At 43.1% G+C, this 16,446-nt stretch carries 11 protein-coding genes and 1 pseudogene; 8 read left to right on the top strand and 4 right to left on the bottom strand.

All coding sequences use genetic code 11. The features are described from left to right. Window positions 1–52: 52 nt before the first annotated feature. Complete coding sequence (locus tag RR876_RS01950) at window positions 53–994, top strand: M20/M25/M40 family metallo-hydrolase (protein ID WP_332477503.1); 942 nt, start codon at window positions 53–55, stop codon at window positions 992–994. A 245-nt stretch (window positions 995–1,239) separates the two neighbouring features. On the opposite strand, the gene RR876_RS01945 is transcribed toward RR876_RS01950, so the two are convergent. The 4 genes from RR876_RS01945 to RR876_RS01930 all read right to left on the bottom strand — a co-directional run bounded on the left by RR876_RS01945 (window position 1,240) and on the right by RR876_RS01930 (window position 5,388). After that, entirely contained in the window at window positions 1,240–1,620 is a 381-nt protein-coding gene (locus RR876_RS01945; protein ID WP_332477504.1) for a VOC family protein, read from the bottom strand. Between the two features lie 132 nt (window positions 1,621–1,752). Next, on the bottom strand, window positions 1,753–4,182 hold the full coding sequence (lon, locus tag RR876_RS01940) for an endopeptidase La (protein ID WP_332477505.1): 2,430 nt from the start codon (window positions 4,180–4,182) through the stop codon (window positions 1,753–1,755). A 148-nt stretch (window positions 4,183–4,330) separates the two neighbouring features. Continuing rightward, window positions 4,331–4,921, bottom strand: coding sequence for a 5-formyltetrahydrofolate cyclo-ligase (locus RR876_RS01935; protein WP_332477506.1), 591 nt, complete (start codon window positions 4,919–4,921; stop codon window positions 4,331–4,333). A gap of 71 nt (window positions 4,922–4,992) precedes the next feature. After that, complete coding sequence (locus tag RR876_RS01930) at window positions 4,993–5,388, bottom strand: MerR family transcriptional regulator (RefSeq protein WP_332477507.1); 396 nt, start codon at window positions 5,386–5,388, stop codon at window positions 4,993–4,995. A gap of 82 nt (window positions 5,389–5,470) precedes the next feature. On the opposite strand from RR876_RS01930, the gene RR876_RS01925 reads away from it, so the two are divergent. The 7 genes and pseudogenes from RR876_RS01925 (at window position 5,471) to RR876_RS01895 (ending at window position 16,234) form a co-directional block, all read left to right on the top strand. Next, a complete protein-coding gene (locus RR876_RS01925) occupies window positions 5,471–8,425 on the top strand; it encodes a heavy metal translocating P-type ATPase (protein ID WP_332477508.1) in 2,955 nt (984 codons plus the stop codon). Window positions 8,426–8,767: 342 nt separating this feature from the next. Next, window positions 8,768–9,679 carry a LysR family transcriptional regulator MumR gene (mumR, locus tag RR876_RS01920; protein WP_332477509.1) on the top strand — a complete coding sequence of 304 codons (912 nt, stop codon included), beginning with the start codon at window positions 8,768–8,770 and terminating at the stop codon, window positions 9,677–9,679. Window positions 9,680–10,024: 345 nt separating this feature from the next. Continuing rightward, window positions 10,025–11,279 (top strand): annotated as a pseudogene (locus RR876_RS01915) (NRAMP family divalent metal transporter). 35 nt (window positions 11,280–11,314) lie between these two features. Further along, the gene (locus RR876_RS01910; RefSeq protein ID WP_332477510.1) at window positions 11,315–12,097 is read left to right on the top strand and encodes a 5-oxoprolinase subunit PxpA; all 783 of its coding nucleotides are present in this window, start codon (window positions 11,315–11,317) and stop codon (window positions 12,095–12,097) included. After that, entirely contained in the window at window positions 12,090–12,896 is an 807-nt protein-coding gene (locus RR876_RS01905) for a putative hydro-lyase (protein ID WP_332477511.1), read from the top strand. Before RR876_RS01910 ends, RR876_RS01905 begins: the two co-directional genes overlap by 8 nt. 33 nt (window positions 12,897–12,929) lie before the next feature. Continuing rightward, on the top strand, window positions 12,930–14,513 hold the full coding sequence (locus RR876_RS01900; protein WP_332477512.1) for an urea amidolyase family protein: 1,584 nt from the start codon (window positions 12,930–12,932) through the stop codon (window positions 14,511–14,513). Further along, a complete protein-coding gene (locus RR876_RS01895) occupies window positions 14,513–16,234 on the top strand; it encodes a biotin carboxylase N-terminal domain-containing protein (RefSeq protein WP_332477554.1) in 1,722 nt (573 codons plus the stop codon). Before RR876_RS01900 ends, RR876_RS01895 begins: the two co-directional genes overlap by 1 nt. Window positions 16,235–16,446 lie beyond the last annotated feature (212 nt).

The following is a 16,446-nucleotide window of genomic DNA, read 5'->3' as shown; positions in this document are numbered from 1 at the left end:
TGCTGCTTAATTCAACAGATGAGAGGAATAAGAAATACTTGGAATAATAACAATGTGGCTCAAAACTTTAAAAAAACAGGCTTTTTTGTTGATTGTTGTACTGGGTACTTTCACAGGGCAGGTATTTGCAAGCAACGTCAAAATGGCTGATGAACAAAACCTACAAGTTTATTTGGAGCAAGTGATTGGTCAGGGCAAAGCACGTAACTATAAAAACCTTGATGAACTGAACCGTGTCTCTGCATGGATCAAAGAACAAATGCGCTTATTGGGCGTTCCGTGTCACTATCAAAACTTTACTGCCAATCAGCAAATCTACCGAAATGTAGTGTGTAGTTTAAACGTCGGGCGTGCAGACCGCGTGATTGTCGGGGCGCATTATGATGTCTTTGGCGATCAAGATGGTGCAGATGACAATGCTTCTGGTGTTGCCGGCGTGATTGAAACGGCGCGTATTTTGGCAGAGCAAAAGGCTAAACTACCCAACAATGTGGACTTTGTGTTCTATAGTTTAGAAGAACCACCGTTTTCTAAAACTGAACAAATGGGCAGCTATGTGCATGCGAAATCGGTTCAGTCACAAAAAGATAAGATTAAAGGTGTGTATATTTTAGAAATGATTGGGTTCTTTAGCGAACAACCAATCCAAAGCTATCCTGTTGGCTTAAAGTGGATTTATCCAAGCCATGGTAATTTTATTGCGACAGTGAGTAACGTGAGCTCACGTGACTTAGGCGCAGGATATTGTGCAGCGATGCAGCAACTTGATCAGTTAGAATGTCAGCGTTTGGTTGCTCCGAACTTTGCCAATGCTTTTGATTTTTCAGATCATTTGAATTATTGGGAGTTTGATATTCCCGCAGTCATGATTACCGATACCGCATTTTATCGAAATGGTCACTACCATACCAAAGCAGACCGCTTAGCGACGCTGAATTTGACCAAAATGGCGAATGTGATCGATGGGTTGGCACAGCATTTATTGAAACCTTAATGTATTTTGAGCAATAAAAAACGCAGTTCCCAAGTAGCGAGAACTGCGATAAAAGGTCATCCGTCTGGAGAATCAGATGACCATGCAATTTCAAATCATCAATAAAAAGAAACATACAGCGCGTATCTGTTCTTATTATTTATATCGGGCTTTTTATCGATTTTTCAAGTCTGATGGATGATAGTGGAAAGGTTTAATACAAAAATTCAAACAACCTAAGCAAAAATTTGGGGGTTTCATCCGTTTTATGTCATGGAATGTAGGCCAATCATATTTCCTTCGCTATCAAAGGCCAGCACAATAAAACCATATTCACCAATGGCCGTTTTTGCTTCATGAATTTTTCCACCAGACTCAACAAGTCGGCTCGCTTCATTCGCACAATCATCACATGAAAAATAGATTAAGGTACTGTTTCCTCCTGCGGATAAGCCTAGCATTTTCACCAGTGCACCTGAAGCGCCATAGGCTTGCATGTCTGAGGGGAAAGCCCACATTTGCAGTGAATTATCATCCGCTGGTGGAGTTAATTCAGTTAATTGAATATTAAAAACAGATTCATAAAATTGTTTGGCACGAGATAAGTCATCCACATAAATTTCAAACCAGCCAATCGGGTTTTTCATTTTAGTTGTCCTACATGTATCCCTTGATCAAATTATTGTAGGAAATAAAAGCATAAAGATGTGTGGTGTTATCTACAGTAAATTGTAATAAAAAAGAGAGCCGAAGCTCTCTTTTTTATTAAAGATGCAGAATTAGTGGCGTGCAGCTTTTTTGCCTTCATCAACCGCTTTCACAATGGGCGCTTTGACCAAAGGCTCAGGCATAGAGGTCAACGCCAGTGGTAAAATCTCATCAATCGATTTCACCGCTTTAATCTCTAAACCTTCTTTAACATTATCAGGGATTTCGGATAAATCACGGACGTTGTCTTGAGGAATGAAGACCAGCTTAACTCCACCACGGTGTGCAGCCAGTAGTTTCTCTTTCAAGCCACCAATGCGCATTGCACGACCACCGAGACTGGTTTCACCTGTCATGGCAATATCTGGACGAATTGGGATACCTGTGAAAGCAGAAACCAATGCAGTTGTTAACGCTAAACCTGCAGAAGGGCCATCTTTCGGTGTTGCACCTTCTGGTAAGTGGACGTGAACATCGGTTTCTTCGAAACGTGTCGACTCGATACCCAATTCATCTGCACGGGTACGCACGACAGTCATAGCAGCGGTAATCGACTCTTTCATTACATCACCGAGTGAACCCGTGGTAATGAATTTACCTTTACCTTTGACCGCTGCAACTTCAATGGTCAACAACTCACCACCGACTGAAGTCCATGCTAAACCATTGACACGACCCACTTGGGCTTCATCTTCCGCCATACCAAAGTCAAACTTATGTGGACCTAAGTAGTCTGGAAGATTGGCCGAAGTCACATCAACTTGCAGGTTTTTCGCCTTTTTGCTGACCGCTTCTTTTACCACTTTACGGGCAATTTTAGAGACTTCACGTTCTAAGCTACGCACACCGGCTTCACGTGTATAACGTTGTACGATGTCACGAATGGCTTCTTCATGAACAGTCAATTCTTTCGCACGTAGGCCATTGTTCTTGATTGCTTTCGGAACAAGGTAACGCTCAGCAATATTGACTTTTTCATCTTCGGTATAACCCGGTAGACGAATCACTTCCATACGGTCAAGCAATGCTTCTGGAATATTCATGCTGTTGGCAGTACAGATAAACATCACTTCAGACAAGTCCAGATCAAGATCTAAATAGTGATCGTTAAACTTGCTGTTCTGTGATGGATCGAGTACTTCAAGCAATGCAGAAGCAGGGTCGCCGCGGTAGTCTTGTGCCATCTTGTCGATTTCGTCGAGCAAGAACAATGGGTTCTTCACACCAACTTTCGTTAAAGATTGCACAATTTTACCCGGCATCGCACCGATATAAGTACGACGGTGACCACGGATTTCCGCTTCGTCACGTACGCCACCGAGTGCCATACGTACAAACTCACGACCTGTTGCTTTGGCAACCGATTCACCGAGTGAAGTTTTACCTACACCTGGAGGGCCAACCAAACAAAGGATTGGGCCTTTGAGTTTTTTCACGCGAGATTGAACTGCTAAATATTCCACGATACGATCTTTCACGTCATCTAAGCCGTAATGATCGGTATCCAAAATTTCTTGCGCTTTGCTTAAGTTAATGCTGACTTTGCTGGCTTTATTCCAAGGCGTATCTAAGATAGCCTCGATATAATTGCGCACCACAGCCGCTTCACTTGATGCAGGTTGCATTGCTTTGAGTTTACGGAATTCGCTTTCGGCTTTTTTACGTACGTGTTCAGGTAAATCCGCTTCAGCAAGACGTTTTTCAATTTCAGCAACGTCATCTTCCGCGCCGCCATTCATGTCAGAAAGCTCACGCTGAATGACCTTCATCTTTTCATTGAGGAAGTATTCGCGTTGATTTTTCTCCATTTGGCGTTTCACTGAGTCGTGTAAAGTTTGCTCAATCTGTTGTTCTTCAGATTGTTGCAATAAATACGTCATCAGTTCTTGTAGATGTGCTTCAAACTCATCGTGCTCGAGGAATTTTTGCTTCACATCAATATTCAGTGGAACACGGGTCGCTACGAAGAATAACAATTGGAGTAAATCGTCAATCTTATTCGCAGCAGCAATCAATTCACGTGCATTGCGCAGCTTTGCTTCAGCATATTGAGCAAACAGGGCACGTAATTCTTGAACACGTGTTTCTTGCGTTGTTTCGTCAATGTGGACTGACATTGGGCTAAGCGCATGTTCTGCGGTTAGATAATCATTTTCATCAATGATTTTTTCTAGCTTTGAACGATGCAAGCCTTCAATTAATACTTTTATACAGTTTTCATCATTTTCATGATTCACAACTTGCACAATCTTCGCGACAGTACCGTATTGATATAAGTTGTCGTGATCAATTTCTTCTGAAAGAGAATCTTTTTGAGCAACTACAAATACTAGATTGTCACTGTTACGAGCCACATCAACTGCATTGATCGATTTTTCACGACCTACAAATAGCGCGATTTGCATGTGTGGATACACCACCACATCACGTAACGCTAAAAGTGGTAATACACTTGGAACCTGAGGCTCTAAGGTTTCTTGATTCATAATAATTTCAGACATGGGCACTCCTAATGAGTGACAACGGTGTTGCCATGTTTTTTATAGTGATGGGTATTTTAAAAAATACAAGGGCAGGTCAAAATAAATTGTATAAAAAATGACTAAATATGTGATTTTTAAGTATTCTCAACAGTCAAAAATGTCAATTTTAGCGCTTGAAGCGTAAATGTTGTTGAGGGGTAAGTAGTCCATCTAAAGGTTGATCCCATGTTTCTCGAATCAAGCGCTGTGGTACCAACTGGAAGTGATGAGCCAAACCAAGGCGAAATGGACGGTGATAGGGTGCAGAAGCCAAGGTTTTATCATAAAAACCTCCGCCCATGCCAATGCGTGTGCCATAAGGATCACAAGCCAATAAGGGCATGAGTAGCAGGTCTAAATGTGAAACGTGCTGACCACGTGTTGCCATAGGCTCTTGCATACCCAACGGATGGTGGGAAAAGCGTTTATTTTGGAATTGATTACGTGAAATTTTGACCCACACCAAGCGCTGGTTCATATTGCAAATCATCGGTAAATACACCGACTTTTTTTGATGAAAACAATATTCAATGATTTTACGGGTCTGAATTTCCCCAAAAGCATGTAGGTAGATCCCGACACGGGTGGCATGTTTGAATTCAGGCACAGGTCTTAGGCGCTGTAAAATTTGCAGTTCGGACTGCTGCTGTTGATAGGCGGAAACTTGTCTGCGTTGTTTGCGAAGCTGTTTTCTGAGTTGGGCAAGTTCAATCGACATGGTGAACGCAGTCCTGAGTATCGAAAAGGTGAGTGTTAAAGTGAGCGCCAAAGTTAAAAGATGGCATCTGTTTATGGCGTAGTCGTTGAACCTTTTTTCAGTTCTTGCAAAATTGGGCAGCAACTGTCTGTGGTGGTTTTACATTCAACCACCCAACTTGAAAGGCGTTGTTTTAATGCATTCAGCTCTTGAATCCGTTGATCAATTTTTTCTAGTCGTTGCTGAATCACTTCACGGACTTTTTCGCGATCATCCAGTTGTAAATGTAGTAGATCTTGAATTTCACTGAGCTGTAAGCCCGCATCTTTACCTTTTTGAATAAAGCTTAAAGTTTCAATATCTTGCTGACTATAATAACGATAGTTTTGTGTGGTTTCAGGAATGCGCATCAGACCAATGCGTTGATAATAACGAATCGTTTCCACATTCACCTGACAGTGTTTTGCCAGCTTGCCGATAGTGAGCATAAAATAATCTCCAAAAGGCTTGACTCAGTACCTAGGTACAGACTTTATGCTAACACAATCAAAAAATAAAAGGTGAGTCAGAATGAGTGAGCAACACAAAACGTCTTGCTGTTCTAAACAGAAATTAGCGCCGATGGTGGTGAATATTGATCCTGTCTGTGGGATGACGGTGGCTGAGGACTCTCCTCATGTGTATGAGCATCAATCAGTTCGTTATTTGTTTTGTTGCTCAGGCTGTTTAAAGAAATTTTCGGCCAATCCAGAGGCTTACTTAACATCAGAAAAAGCGCCCAGTGCTTGTTGCAGTCAATCCCAAACAGATATAAGCGATGCTTCATCTCAGGCGAAAGAGGAAAGTGCTGTAGTTACTTCCAAAGGTTGTGGTTGCGGATCAAAACCTGTGTCAGATGTAGAGAAGACCACATTTATTGATCCAGTATGCGGTATGACCGTAAAAGATTTAAGTAAACCGCATACCGAGTGGCAGGGGCAGGACTACTATTTTTGTAGTGAAAAATGTTTGCAAAAGTTTATTGCAACGCCAGAGGCTTATGTAAAGGCTGATTCTTCAAATTCGGCAGTGAAAGCATCAGGTTGTTGTGGTTCAACTCCGAAAGAGGTCGAGAAAAAGGTAGCCTGTTGTGCGCCCAAACCGCAAATAGAACCAGATACCAAATCTAGTTGCTGTACACCCAAGCCGAAAGCAGAAGCTGCCAAAAGTAGTTGCTGTGGGGGAGGAAAGCATGAACATAGTGCTCCATCTGGATCAACTGAGTTTATTGACCCTGTCTGTGGCATGTCGGTTGACCCAAATACAGAGTTAAAAACTGACTATCAAAAACAGACTTATTATTTCTGTAATCCTTCCTGCCTAGATAAGTTTAAAGGGGATCCTGAGTTTTATCTGATTCCACCCGATCAGCGTCCTGTGCCTGAAGGCGCTGCGGATATGGACTATACCTGTCCGATGGACCCTGAAATTGTACAAAAAGGACCGGGGACATGTCCGATTTGTGGTATGGCACTCGAACCGATGCAACCGACTTTAGATGATGCACCGAACCCAGAGTTGGTGGACTTTAGCCATCGCTTTTGGATGACCTTGCCGCTGACGTTGATTGTGTTTGTACTGGCGATGGGTTCACATATTCACAGTTTTATTTCACCGCATATTCAGCCGTGGATTGAGCTAGTGCTGGCGACCCCAGTGGTGCTGTGGGCAGGTAAACCTTTTATTGAGCGTTGCTGGACCTCATATAAAACCCGTAACTTAAATATGTGGAGCCTCATTGGTGTTGGGGTCTTGGCAGCTTATATTTATAGTGTAGTGGCAACGATTTTCCCAAGTGTGATTCCAATGGAAGCCAAAACTGGGCACGGCGTTGCCGTGTACTTTGAGGCGGCTTGTATGATCGTGTCTTTAAGTTTGCTCGGTCAAATCATGGAACTGAAAGCGCGTGCCAAGACCGCAGACTCACTGAAAGCCTTACTGAAACTGCAAGCTAACACGGCCAAGTTGGTTCAAAACGATCAAGTGGTAGAAGTTGATATTGGCATGGTCAAACAAGGCGATATTTTACAAATTTCGTCGGGTGAGCAGATTCCACTAGATGGTGTGGTGGTGGAAGGCAAAACCTATGTCGATGAAGCCATGATGACAGGTGAACCTGTACCTGTGAAAAAACAAGTGCATGACACGGTGATCGGCGGTACGGTCAATCAACAAGGCAGTATCCGTATTCAAACTACGGCGGTTGGGGCGAATACGACTTTGGCGAAAATGATTCAAACGGTGGCAGAAGCACAGCGTTCAAAAGCACCGTTACAACGTTTGGCCGATGTGTTTGCCAAGTATTTTGTGATTGTGGTGTTACTGATTAGTGTGTTGACCTTTGCCGCTTGGATGGTGTTTGGTGGTGCGCAATTTGACTTGGCACTGATGTGTGCGGTAGCAGTACTGATTATTGCCTGCCCATGTGCGCTGGGTTTGGCGACGCCAATGTCCGTGATGGCCACGACAGGGCGCGCGGCACAAAAAGGGGTACTGTTTAAAGATGCGGAAGCGATTGAAGCCTTAAGTAAAGTGAATACCCTGATTGTCGATAAAACAGGGACTCTGACGGAAGGTAAACCGAGTCTTAAAGAAATTCAGTTGCTCAGCCCACATGTAGAACAAACGCAAGTGGAACAGTGGATTGCCTCGATTGAGCAGTATTCAAGTCACCCGATTGCTCAAACTCTGACTCAAATTGTTCCTGCACAACAGTTGCTGAAAGTGGCAGACTTTGAGGATGTGACTGGCTTTGGTGTCAAAGGTCAGATTGGCGAGCAAACCCTCTATATTGGTAGCCAAAAGCTGCTTGAGCAACTCGGCATCACCTTAGATGATACTTTGCAAAGCCAGTTGAATCAGCAGCGTGCGACAGGCAATGTGATCAGTTTCTTAAGCAATAGCCAAGAAGTGCTGTCTTATATTGCTATTCACGATGCGATTAAGGTCAATGCTCATCAAGTCATTCAACAGTTGATTGATGATGGTATTGAAGTGGTCATGGCAACAGGTGACCATGAACAAAATGCCCAGTTGGTGGCTAAGGAATTGGGTATTCAACAAGTCTATGGTAACTGTACACCAACAGAAAAACTGGACATTGTGAAGAAATATCAGGCTCAAGGTAAGATTGTCGCGATGGCGGGAGATGGCATTAATGATGCACCAGCCTTAGCACAAGCCAATGTCGGAATTGCCATGGGCAATGGAACTGATATTGCTAAACAAACCGCACAAGTCACCTTGGTGAAAGGTGATATTCGTGGCGCAGCCGATGCGCTACATATGGCGAAACTGGGTGTGCATAATATGAAACAAAACCTTGCTTTTTCCTTTGTGTATAACGGTTTAGGTGTACCTGTGGCAGCAGGAATTTTCTATCCATTAACAGGGTTATTACTCACCCCAATGTTCGCTGCGGTGGCGATGTCATTGAGCTCATTGTCCGTAGTCTTAAATGCTTTACGTCTACAAAAGAGTAAATAAGCGCTTTTAGATTTTTACGGTCTCTTTTTAAGTTGAGTTTTTAAAAAAGCATCTTTTCAACAAAGGTGCTTTTTTTATGATAATTCGTGATGGAATGAAGCGCAGCGCGAATAAACATTGATTTTACAAGCGTCTTTTTTTGATTCAACTTGATTTAAAGAGCCTTGATCCGGTTAGACCGAGTAAGGTTGTAAAAGACGCAAAATTGATGTATTTGGGCAATGCATAGCGCTTGAATGAGCGTCATCTTGTGAGTCATTTTGAAATTATATGAAACAGGAACTTAAAAAATAGTGGCAACTGCCGTACTATAAGCGGGATGTAGTAAAGGCAGGGTTCAGGGTGAATTTAAAAAATCTAGAAGCGTTTTATTGGGTTGTGACTTTAAATAGTTTCAATAAGGCTGCTACAAAATTACAAACGACTCAGCCTGCCGTTTCACAAAAAATCACCTCTCTTGAAAATGATTTAGGTTTTAAAGTTCTCGATCGCAGCTTTAGACAGCTTAAACCCACCCATAAAGGCATGACCCTGTTTAAATATGCTGAAAAGTTTATGCGTTTGGAAACCGATTTGGTGGCTGAGTTGACTGAAAACCAACACCTCACAGGAACAATTCGTTTAGGTGTTTCTGAGACGATCGTTTATACGTGGTTGGTTGAATATATCGAAAAAGTACAAAAAGAGTTTCCTAAAGTTTCTGTGGAAATTGTGGTGGATTTAACCCCAAATTTGCAAGAAGGTGTGCGTACTGGGGATTTGGACATGGCCTTTTTGCTGGGCCCCACTTTGGCTTTTGAGTGTGTAGAGCAGGCACTGTGCGACTTTGAACTGAGTTTCTTGGCAGCTCCATCTTTTAAAGGTGGTGTGGGTCAAATGTCGTTTAAGGCATTAATGTCTCATACCATTTTAACTTACCCGAAAATTACCTATCCCTATAAAGAGCTCAAGGCCAAAATGAAAGAGCAGGCACTGGATGAGCCGCTGTCTATTACCAGTTATTCGCTTGCGACCTTATTGCGTCTTGCGGAGCAAGGTTTGGGGATCGCCGTTGTGCCGACCTTAACGGCCTTAAAGGAAATTACCGGTGGTCGTTTGGAAATTTTAAATACCCCGATCCAGCTCAAAACCTTTCATTTCACCTCGATTTATATGCAAGGAAATGATGCTGCCTTGAAAGAAAAACTAACCGATGTCGCAGTCACTGTTTCTGAAAGTGCAATGAAAAGACTGCTTGAGAAAATTAAAAAATAATTGAGGCACGCGCAGCCTTTTTACAAACAGTGTTGTTCTATCTCAAAACGTAATTTGTTTGAAAAACTATAAAAGCAGCTTATCGTGCGTGATAAGTAAAATTTATCATTAGATTTTTAATAAATAAAAAATAATAAAATACAGTTATTTAGTTTTAATAATGGATGTAAAAAGTCGTATTGTTCATCGTGCTTGCCTATGTTCTTATTTCAAATAGAAGATTTGATCCGCCATGGCTTTGGTTGGGCAACAGGGAATCTTTGTCAGTTAAAGGGATTTAAGAACAGAATTTGCAAACGAAATGATGTTCTTGGTTCAACTTGAAAATAGCGTTATTAAGCTCAAATGGACGAGGAACGCATTAAATATGTCTTTATTAAAATCTTCTTTTTTATCAGATCGCCAATGGGCCATTGTTGCTTCAATCTTCATGATGGCAACCTCCGCAATGGGACCTGGTTTTCTAACTCAAACCGCGGTCTTTACTGTGAAATTGGGTGCGGCGTTTGGCTTTGCCATTCTTGTGTCTATTTTGATTGATTATGTGGTTCAGCAAAATATTTGGCGTGTCGTAACACTGACGCAAATGCGTGCCTCGGATATTGCCAACAAAGCCTTGCCAGGTAGTGGTTACTTACTGGCTTTTCTGGTCATTTTGGGTGGCTTCTTCTTCAGTATTGGTAATATTGCAGGTGCGGCTTTAGGTCTCAATGCCTTATTTGGGTTAGACACCAAATGGGGCGGCATTTTAAGTGGTGCTTTGGCCATTTTAATTTTTGCTTCAAGAAAAGCCACGTTGGCCATGGATAAAAGCATGATCGTTTTGGGGTTGCTCAAAATCATCTTGATTATCATTGTTGCTGTCATTGTGATGCCACCTGTGGGCCAAGCTGTTCATCAAACGTTTGCACCCGACCAGATTGATTTTGCCATCATCACTACGATTGTTGGTGGAACGGTCGGCGGCTATATCTGCTATGCAGGCGCCCATCGTTTACTTGATAAAGGTGCGGTTGGCCCTGAAAATATTGATGAAGTCGCAAGAGCTGCAACCAAAGGTATTGTGGTTGTGGGCATCATGCGTTATGTGCTGTTTTTAGCTTTCTTGGGTGTAGTGGTGAGTGGTGCAAGCATTGATTTAGCCAGCCATGATGCCAATCCAGCAGCGCAAGCTTTTCAATATGCCGCAGGGACTTTTGGTTATAAATTATTTGGTCTGATTTTCTGGGCAGCAGGGATCAGTAGTACCATTGGTGCCGCTTATACTTCGGTTTCATTCTTTACGGCATTTAAGAAAAACCTCAGTCCAAAACAAACCAATTACACCACCATTACATTTATCTCTTTAGCTTTATTACTGTATGTCGTACTGGGCGCAACCCCTGCTGGACTGTTGATTTTTGTTGGTGGCTTTAATGGCTTGGTACTGCCAATTGGTTTGACTATTTTTGTTTATGTTGCCGCTTGCCGTAAAGATATGATGGGGAATTATAACTATCCAAAATGGTTACTTATTTTGGGTGTACTCACATGTATGTTGACATGGTGGATGGGCTATATGTCCTTTACCACAGTCTTTAATTATTTAACCAAACTTTAAGCCAGTAGACGGTGAAGTGATAAAGGAATTAAGCCATGTTTGTAGATTTAAATAGTGACTTAGGTGAAAGTTTTGGTTCGTGGAAAATGGGCAATGATGACCAAATTCTACCTGTGGTGACAAGTGCCAACATTGCATGTGGCTTTCATGCAGGAGATCCGCTGGGGATTTTAAAGACACTGCGTAAAGCTGTTGAATTAAATGTCACGATTGGCGCGCATGTATCTTATCCAGACCTCGTCGGTTTTGGTCGCCGCAATATGGATGTGTCACGTGATGAGCTGATTGCAGATGTGCTGTATCAAATTTCCGCGCTGGATGGTTTAGCCAAAGTGGCTGGTTCTCAAGTGCAATATGTGAAACCACATGGTGCACTGTATAACACCATTGCACACGATCAAGCTCAGGCCGCTGCGGTGATTGATGCCATTAAAATGTATAACCCAGAACTGGTTTTGGTGGCACTGGCAGGTTCCCACTTGGTTGAGCAAGCACGTGCAGCCGGCTTAAAGGTTGTATCTGAGGCTTTTGCAGACCGTGCTTATAACAGTGATGGCTCATTGGTTTCACGTCGTTTGGATGGGGCTGTTTTACATGATTCGGCCTTTGTGGCACGCCGTGTGGTGTCTATGTTGAAAAATGGCGGTGTTGAGTCGATTGATGGGGTATTTACTGCTATTCAAGCGGACACGATTTGCTTACATGGAGACACCGCGGGTGCTTTAGAGATGTCGGCTGCGATTAAAGCTGAACTGTTAAATCATCATATTGAAATTCGTCCCTTTGTTTTAAAGCATGAGGAAGTAGGCAATGTATAAGGATATCCAAGTCGATTCAGCGCAGCTTGAAGCCGCTTTAGCGGCACGTTTAAAAATCCGTGCAGGCTTTGACAAACCAACGGCGGGTATGGCTGCGGGCATGACACAGGTCAATATGATTTCGGTGCCTAAAGATTGGGCTTATGATTTTCTACTGTATGCACATCGCAATCCGCAAAGCTGTCCTGTTTTAGATGTGCTAGAGGAAGGTGTTTATGCCACAAGACTGGCAGAAAACTCAGATATACGCACCGACTTTCCACGTTATCGCATCTGGAAAGAGGGTGAAATGGTCGATGAAGTAACGGATGCGAGTGACATTTATCATGCGCATCCTGACTTGGTAACGTTCCTCATTGGCTGTAGTTTCTCTTTTGAAACAGCACTGCAAGAAGCGGGCATTGAAGTTCGTCATATCCAAGATCAGACCAATGTACCGATGTATTTGAGTAATATTCAGTGTCAGCCTGCGGGACGTATTTCGGGCAACATGGTGGTGTCTATGCGCCCAATTCCATCCCATCAAATTGCGGATGCCGTCAAAATTACAGCACGGATGCCAAGTGTGCATGGAGCTCCCGTGCATATTGGACATCCTGAAGGTTTAGGCATCCGTGATGTGAATCAGCCAGACTTTGGCGATGCTTCACGTATTGAGGCTGGGGAAATTCCCGTGTTTTGGGCTTGTGGTGTAACCCCACAAGCAGCGGTGATGAACTCAAAAATTCCTTTTGCCATTAGCCATGCACCCGGTCATATGTTCATTACTGACATTCCTGATCGTGCATGGATGGGTTAAGCGGCACTAAAGAACAATTAAAAGGATAGGCATATGCGTTTTTTATCGGTAAACGCGGATTGTTTTCTCATAGAGCTTGCCAGCCTAGAGGAAACATTGGCGTTGTACAATAAATTGCACACGATGCAATTGAATGGAATTAAAGACTTAGTCCCTGCTGCAAAAACGATTTTGGTATTTTTTAATGAAATCGAGACCAGCTTTAAAACACTGGTTACTTCGATTCAGACTGTAAAAATTGGTTCAGGCGGTGAGCGTAATGTCCAAGAGCTGATTATTCCTATCTGCTATACGGGCGAAGATCTTGCTCAAGTTGCAGAGTTACAAGGGCTTTCAATTGCCGATGTGATTTTGAAGCATCGTCAAAGTGTTTGGAATGTGGCTTTTATTGGCTTTGCGCCGGGCTTTGCTTATATGAGCAGTCCCGATCGACCTTTTACAGATATTCCTCGTTTAGCTGTGCCACGTAAAAAAATACCGTCGGGTTCTTTGGGACTGGCAGGACAATATTCAGGGATTTACCCGAAAGATAGTCCGGGGGGCTGGCAGTTGATCGGTACGACTGCTGAAAAAATGTGGGATCTAGAGCGTAAAAATCCAGCGCTACTGTTACCGGGGATGACAGTACATTTTGAAGATGTCACACATCAACCGACCACGGTTAGCGTACCACAGCAAGTCACTCGTACAGTTGAGCCCAAACACTCCATGCCTTTGTTTACGGTAACTGCACCAAGTTTACAGATGTTGATCCAAGATGAAGGGCGTTTTAACCAGACCAAGATTGGGGTTGGTGTTGCAGGGGCGATGGATGTATCGGCGATGCACAGTGCAAATCGAATTGTCGGTAACCCAACTCCGATGCCTGTGATTGAAGTTTTAAATGGTGGTTTGAAAGCCAAAATGCATCAGTCCGCAGTCATTGCGGTTACGGGAGCGATTTCAAATATCCACGTGAAATTTAGTGATGGACAAAAGACTGACTTTGGCAGTTATCAAGCGATTGCTCTTGATGAAGGTGATGAATTTCAGATTCAAGCACCGACGGCAGGGCTGAGAAATTATCTGGCGATTCGTGGTGGTATCGATGTGCAGTCTGTGCTGAATAGTGCCTCATTTGATAGTTTGGCCATATTAGGACCAGAACCTCTAAAAATGGGGGATACGGTTTATCAAGGACAGGTTGAAGTTTCAAATATCAGTAATACTGAAATTGCGAAGTTACACTTGCCCAAAGTCGGCGATGTAGTAGAGCTCGACATTGTGATGGGACCGCGAACGGATTGGTTCGAAGCGGAGAGCATTGAGCGCTTATGTCAGCAAGCTTGGCTTGTGACGAATGAAAGCAATCGGGTTGGACTGAGACTTTCAGGTGAGCAGCCGTTGCAACGCAAAATTACCCATGAGTTGGAAAGTGAGGGAACTTGTATTGGTGCCTTACAGATTCCACCCAGTGGTCAACCTGTACTGTTTATGAATGACCATCCTTTAACTGGTGGCTACCCCGTTATTGCGGCTGTGGCGAAGCACCATTGGGACTTGGTGGCACAGATTCCCGCAGGGTGCCAAATCAAATTTAAAAAAATGACCGAATTTACAGATTTTGAGAATGAATGATGATTACTGAAAAATTATTAATTGCAAACCGTGGTGAAATTGCCGTTCGTATTATTCATGCTTGCCGCGATATGGGTATTAGCTCAGTTGCGTTATATGCCGATGACGATATGGACAGTATGCATGTCGAACTGGCGGATGAAGCATGGGGTTTAGCGGGTGCAACTGCACGTGAAACTTATTTGAATATTCCAGCCATTCTTGAGGTTGCTAAAAAATCCAAAGCGACCATGGTTCATCCGGGTTATGGCTTTTTATCTGAACGTGCTGAATTTGCACAGGCAGTGATTGATGCAGGCTTAAAGTGGGTCGGGCCATCGCCAAGCGCCATTGAAAAATTGGGTGATAAAATTGAAGCACGTAAGATAGCTGCTTCAGTGGGTGCACCTTTAGTTCAAGGAACACAAGACCCCTTAAATAATGCTGATGAAGCCCTCGAGTTTGCAAAGCAGTTTGGTTTACCTATTGCGATTAAAGCCGCGTTTGGTGGTGGTGGTCGCGGTTTAAAAGTCGTTTGGAAACTGGAAGATGTAAAAGAGCTGTATGATTCGGCTGTACGTGAAGCGCAAGCTGCCTTTGGCCGCGGTGAGTGTTTTGTTGAGCAATACTTAGATCAACCCCGCCATGTCGAAGCGCAAGTGATTGCCGATCAACATGGCAATGTAGTGGTTTTAGGTACACGCGATTGTTCACTACAGCGTCGTAATCAGAAGCTGATTGAAGAAGCGCCAGCGCCTTTTATCAGTGATGCAATTTATGAGGAAATTTTAACTTCGGCTAAAAATATCTGTCAGGCAGCCAACTATGTCGGTGCAGGTACCGTAGAATATTTGCTGAGCCGTGATGGAAAGCTTTCTTTTTTAGAGGTTAATACCCGCTTACAGGTGGAACATCCTGTCACGGAAGAAACGGCCAATGTCGATTTGGTGGTTGAGCAAATTCGTGTGGCTCAAGGTCATGAACTTTCAATCAAAGAAACCCCGAAAGCACAAGGGCATGCCATTGAGTTTCGTATCAATGCTGAAGACCCTGCTCGTGGCTTTATTCCTGCATTTGGTGTATTGAGTTTATTTGAAGCATCGTTTGGTCAGGGCGTACGCGTAGACACAGGTGTTCGTACAGGCTCTTTGGTGTCGAGTCATTTTGATTCGCTTATGGCCAAACTGATTATCACAGGTCCAACCCGTGAAATTGCTATTGCCCGCGCTAAACGTGCGCTGAAGCAATTTAAAATTGAAGGGGTTGCATCAGTTTTAGACTTTCACCGTGCTGTATTAAATGAAGCTGATTTTACCGACACATTTAATGTCCATACTCGTTGGATTGAAAATGATTTTAAACAGGACTTAAAGCCAACGAAACGCAGTATTCCGAATCATCAACAGCCGATGTTACTCAGCTATATTGAAATTGATGGGAAATTACATCGTTTAGGCTTACCTGCGGGCATGTTTGCACAAAACCCTACAATGACGTCTCAAGACCAACCAGCTACAGAAACAGCAGTGAGTGCTGAACACTTACTTGCACCAATCAATGGCGTGATTAGCGCTTGGAAGGTAGAAAGTGGGGAACAGGTCGTAGAGGGGCAAGTGGTGGCAATTATGGAAGCCATGAAAATGGAAGTCCCTGTACTTGCACATCAAAGCGGGGTAATTCAGTTGATAGCTCAGCAGGGAGTGACCTGTCACGTAGAGCATATTATTGGATCGATTTGCTAAAAAATTAAATCATGTGAATGAACCTGATGCAGTATCCAGCTAAGTCAGGTTTTTCGTTTTGGAATTCTTAAAAATTGAGGGGTGGTTAGCTTTGTTTTATGGACAAATGAAGTAGAAAAATGGTTCGATAAAGATTTAATAGTCCAATAAAAGCGCTATTTAAAAGGATAGGGGGATTCAAGAATCACTTTGGTTAAGTTGGATAGTAGTGG

It is taken from the genome of Acinetobacter sp. (genome assembly GCF_036666595.1).
Lineage (GTDB): Bacteria > Pseudomonadota > Gammaproteobacteria > Pseudomonadales > Moraxellaceae > Acinetobacter.
This window is presented reverse-complemented; position numbering and strand designations above follow the sequence as displayed.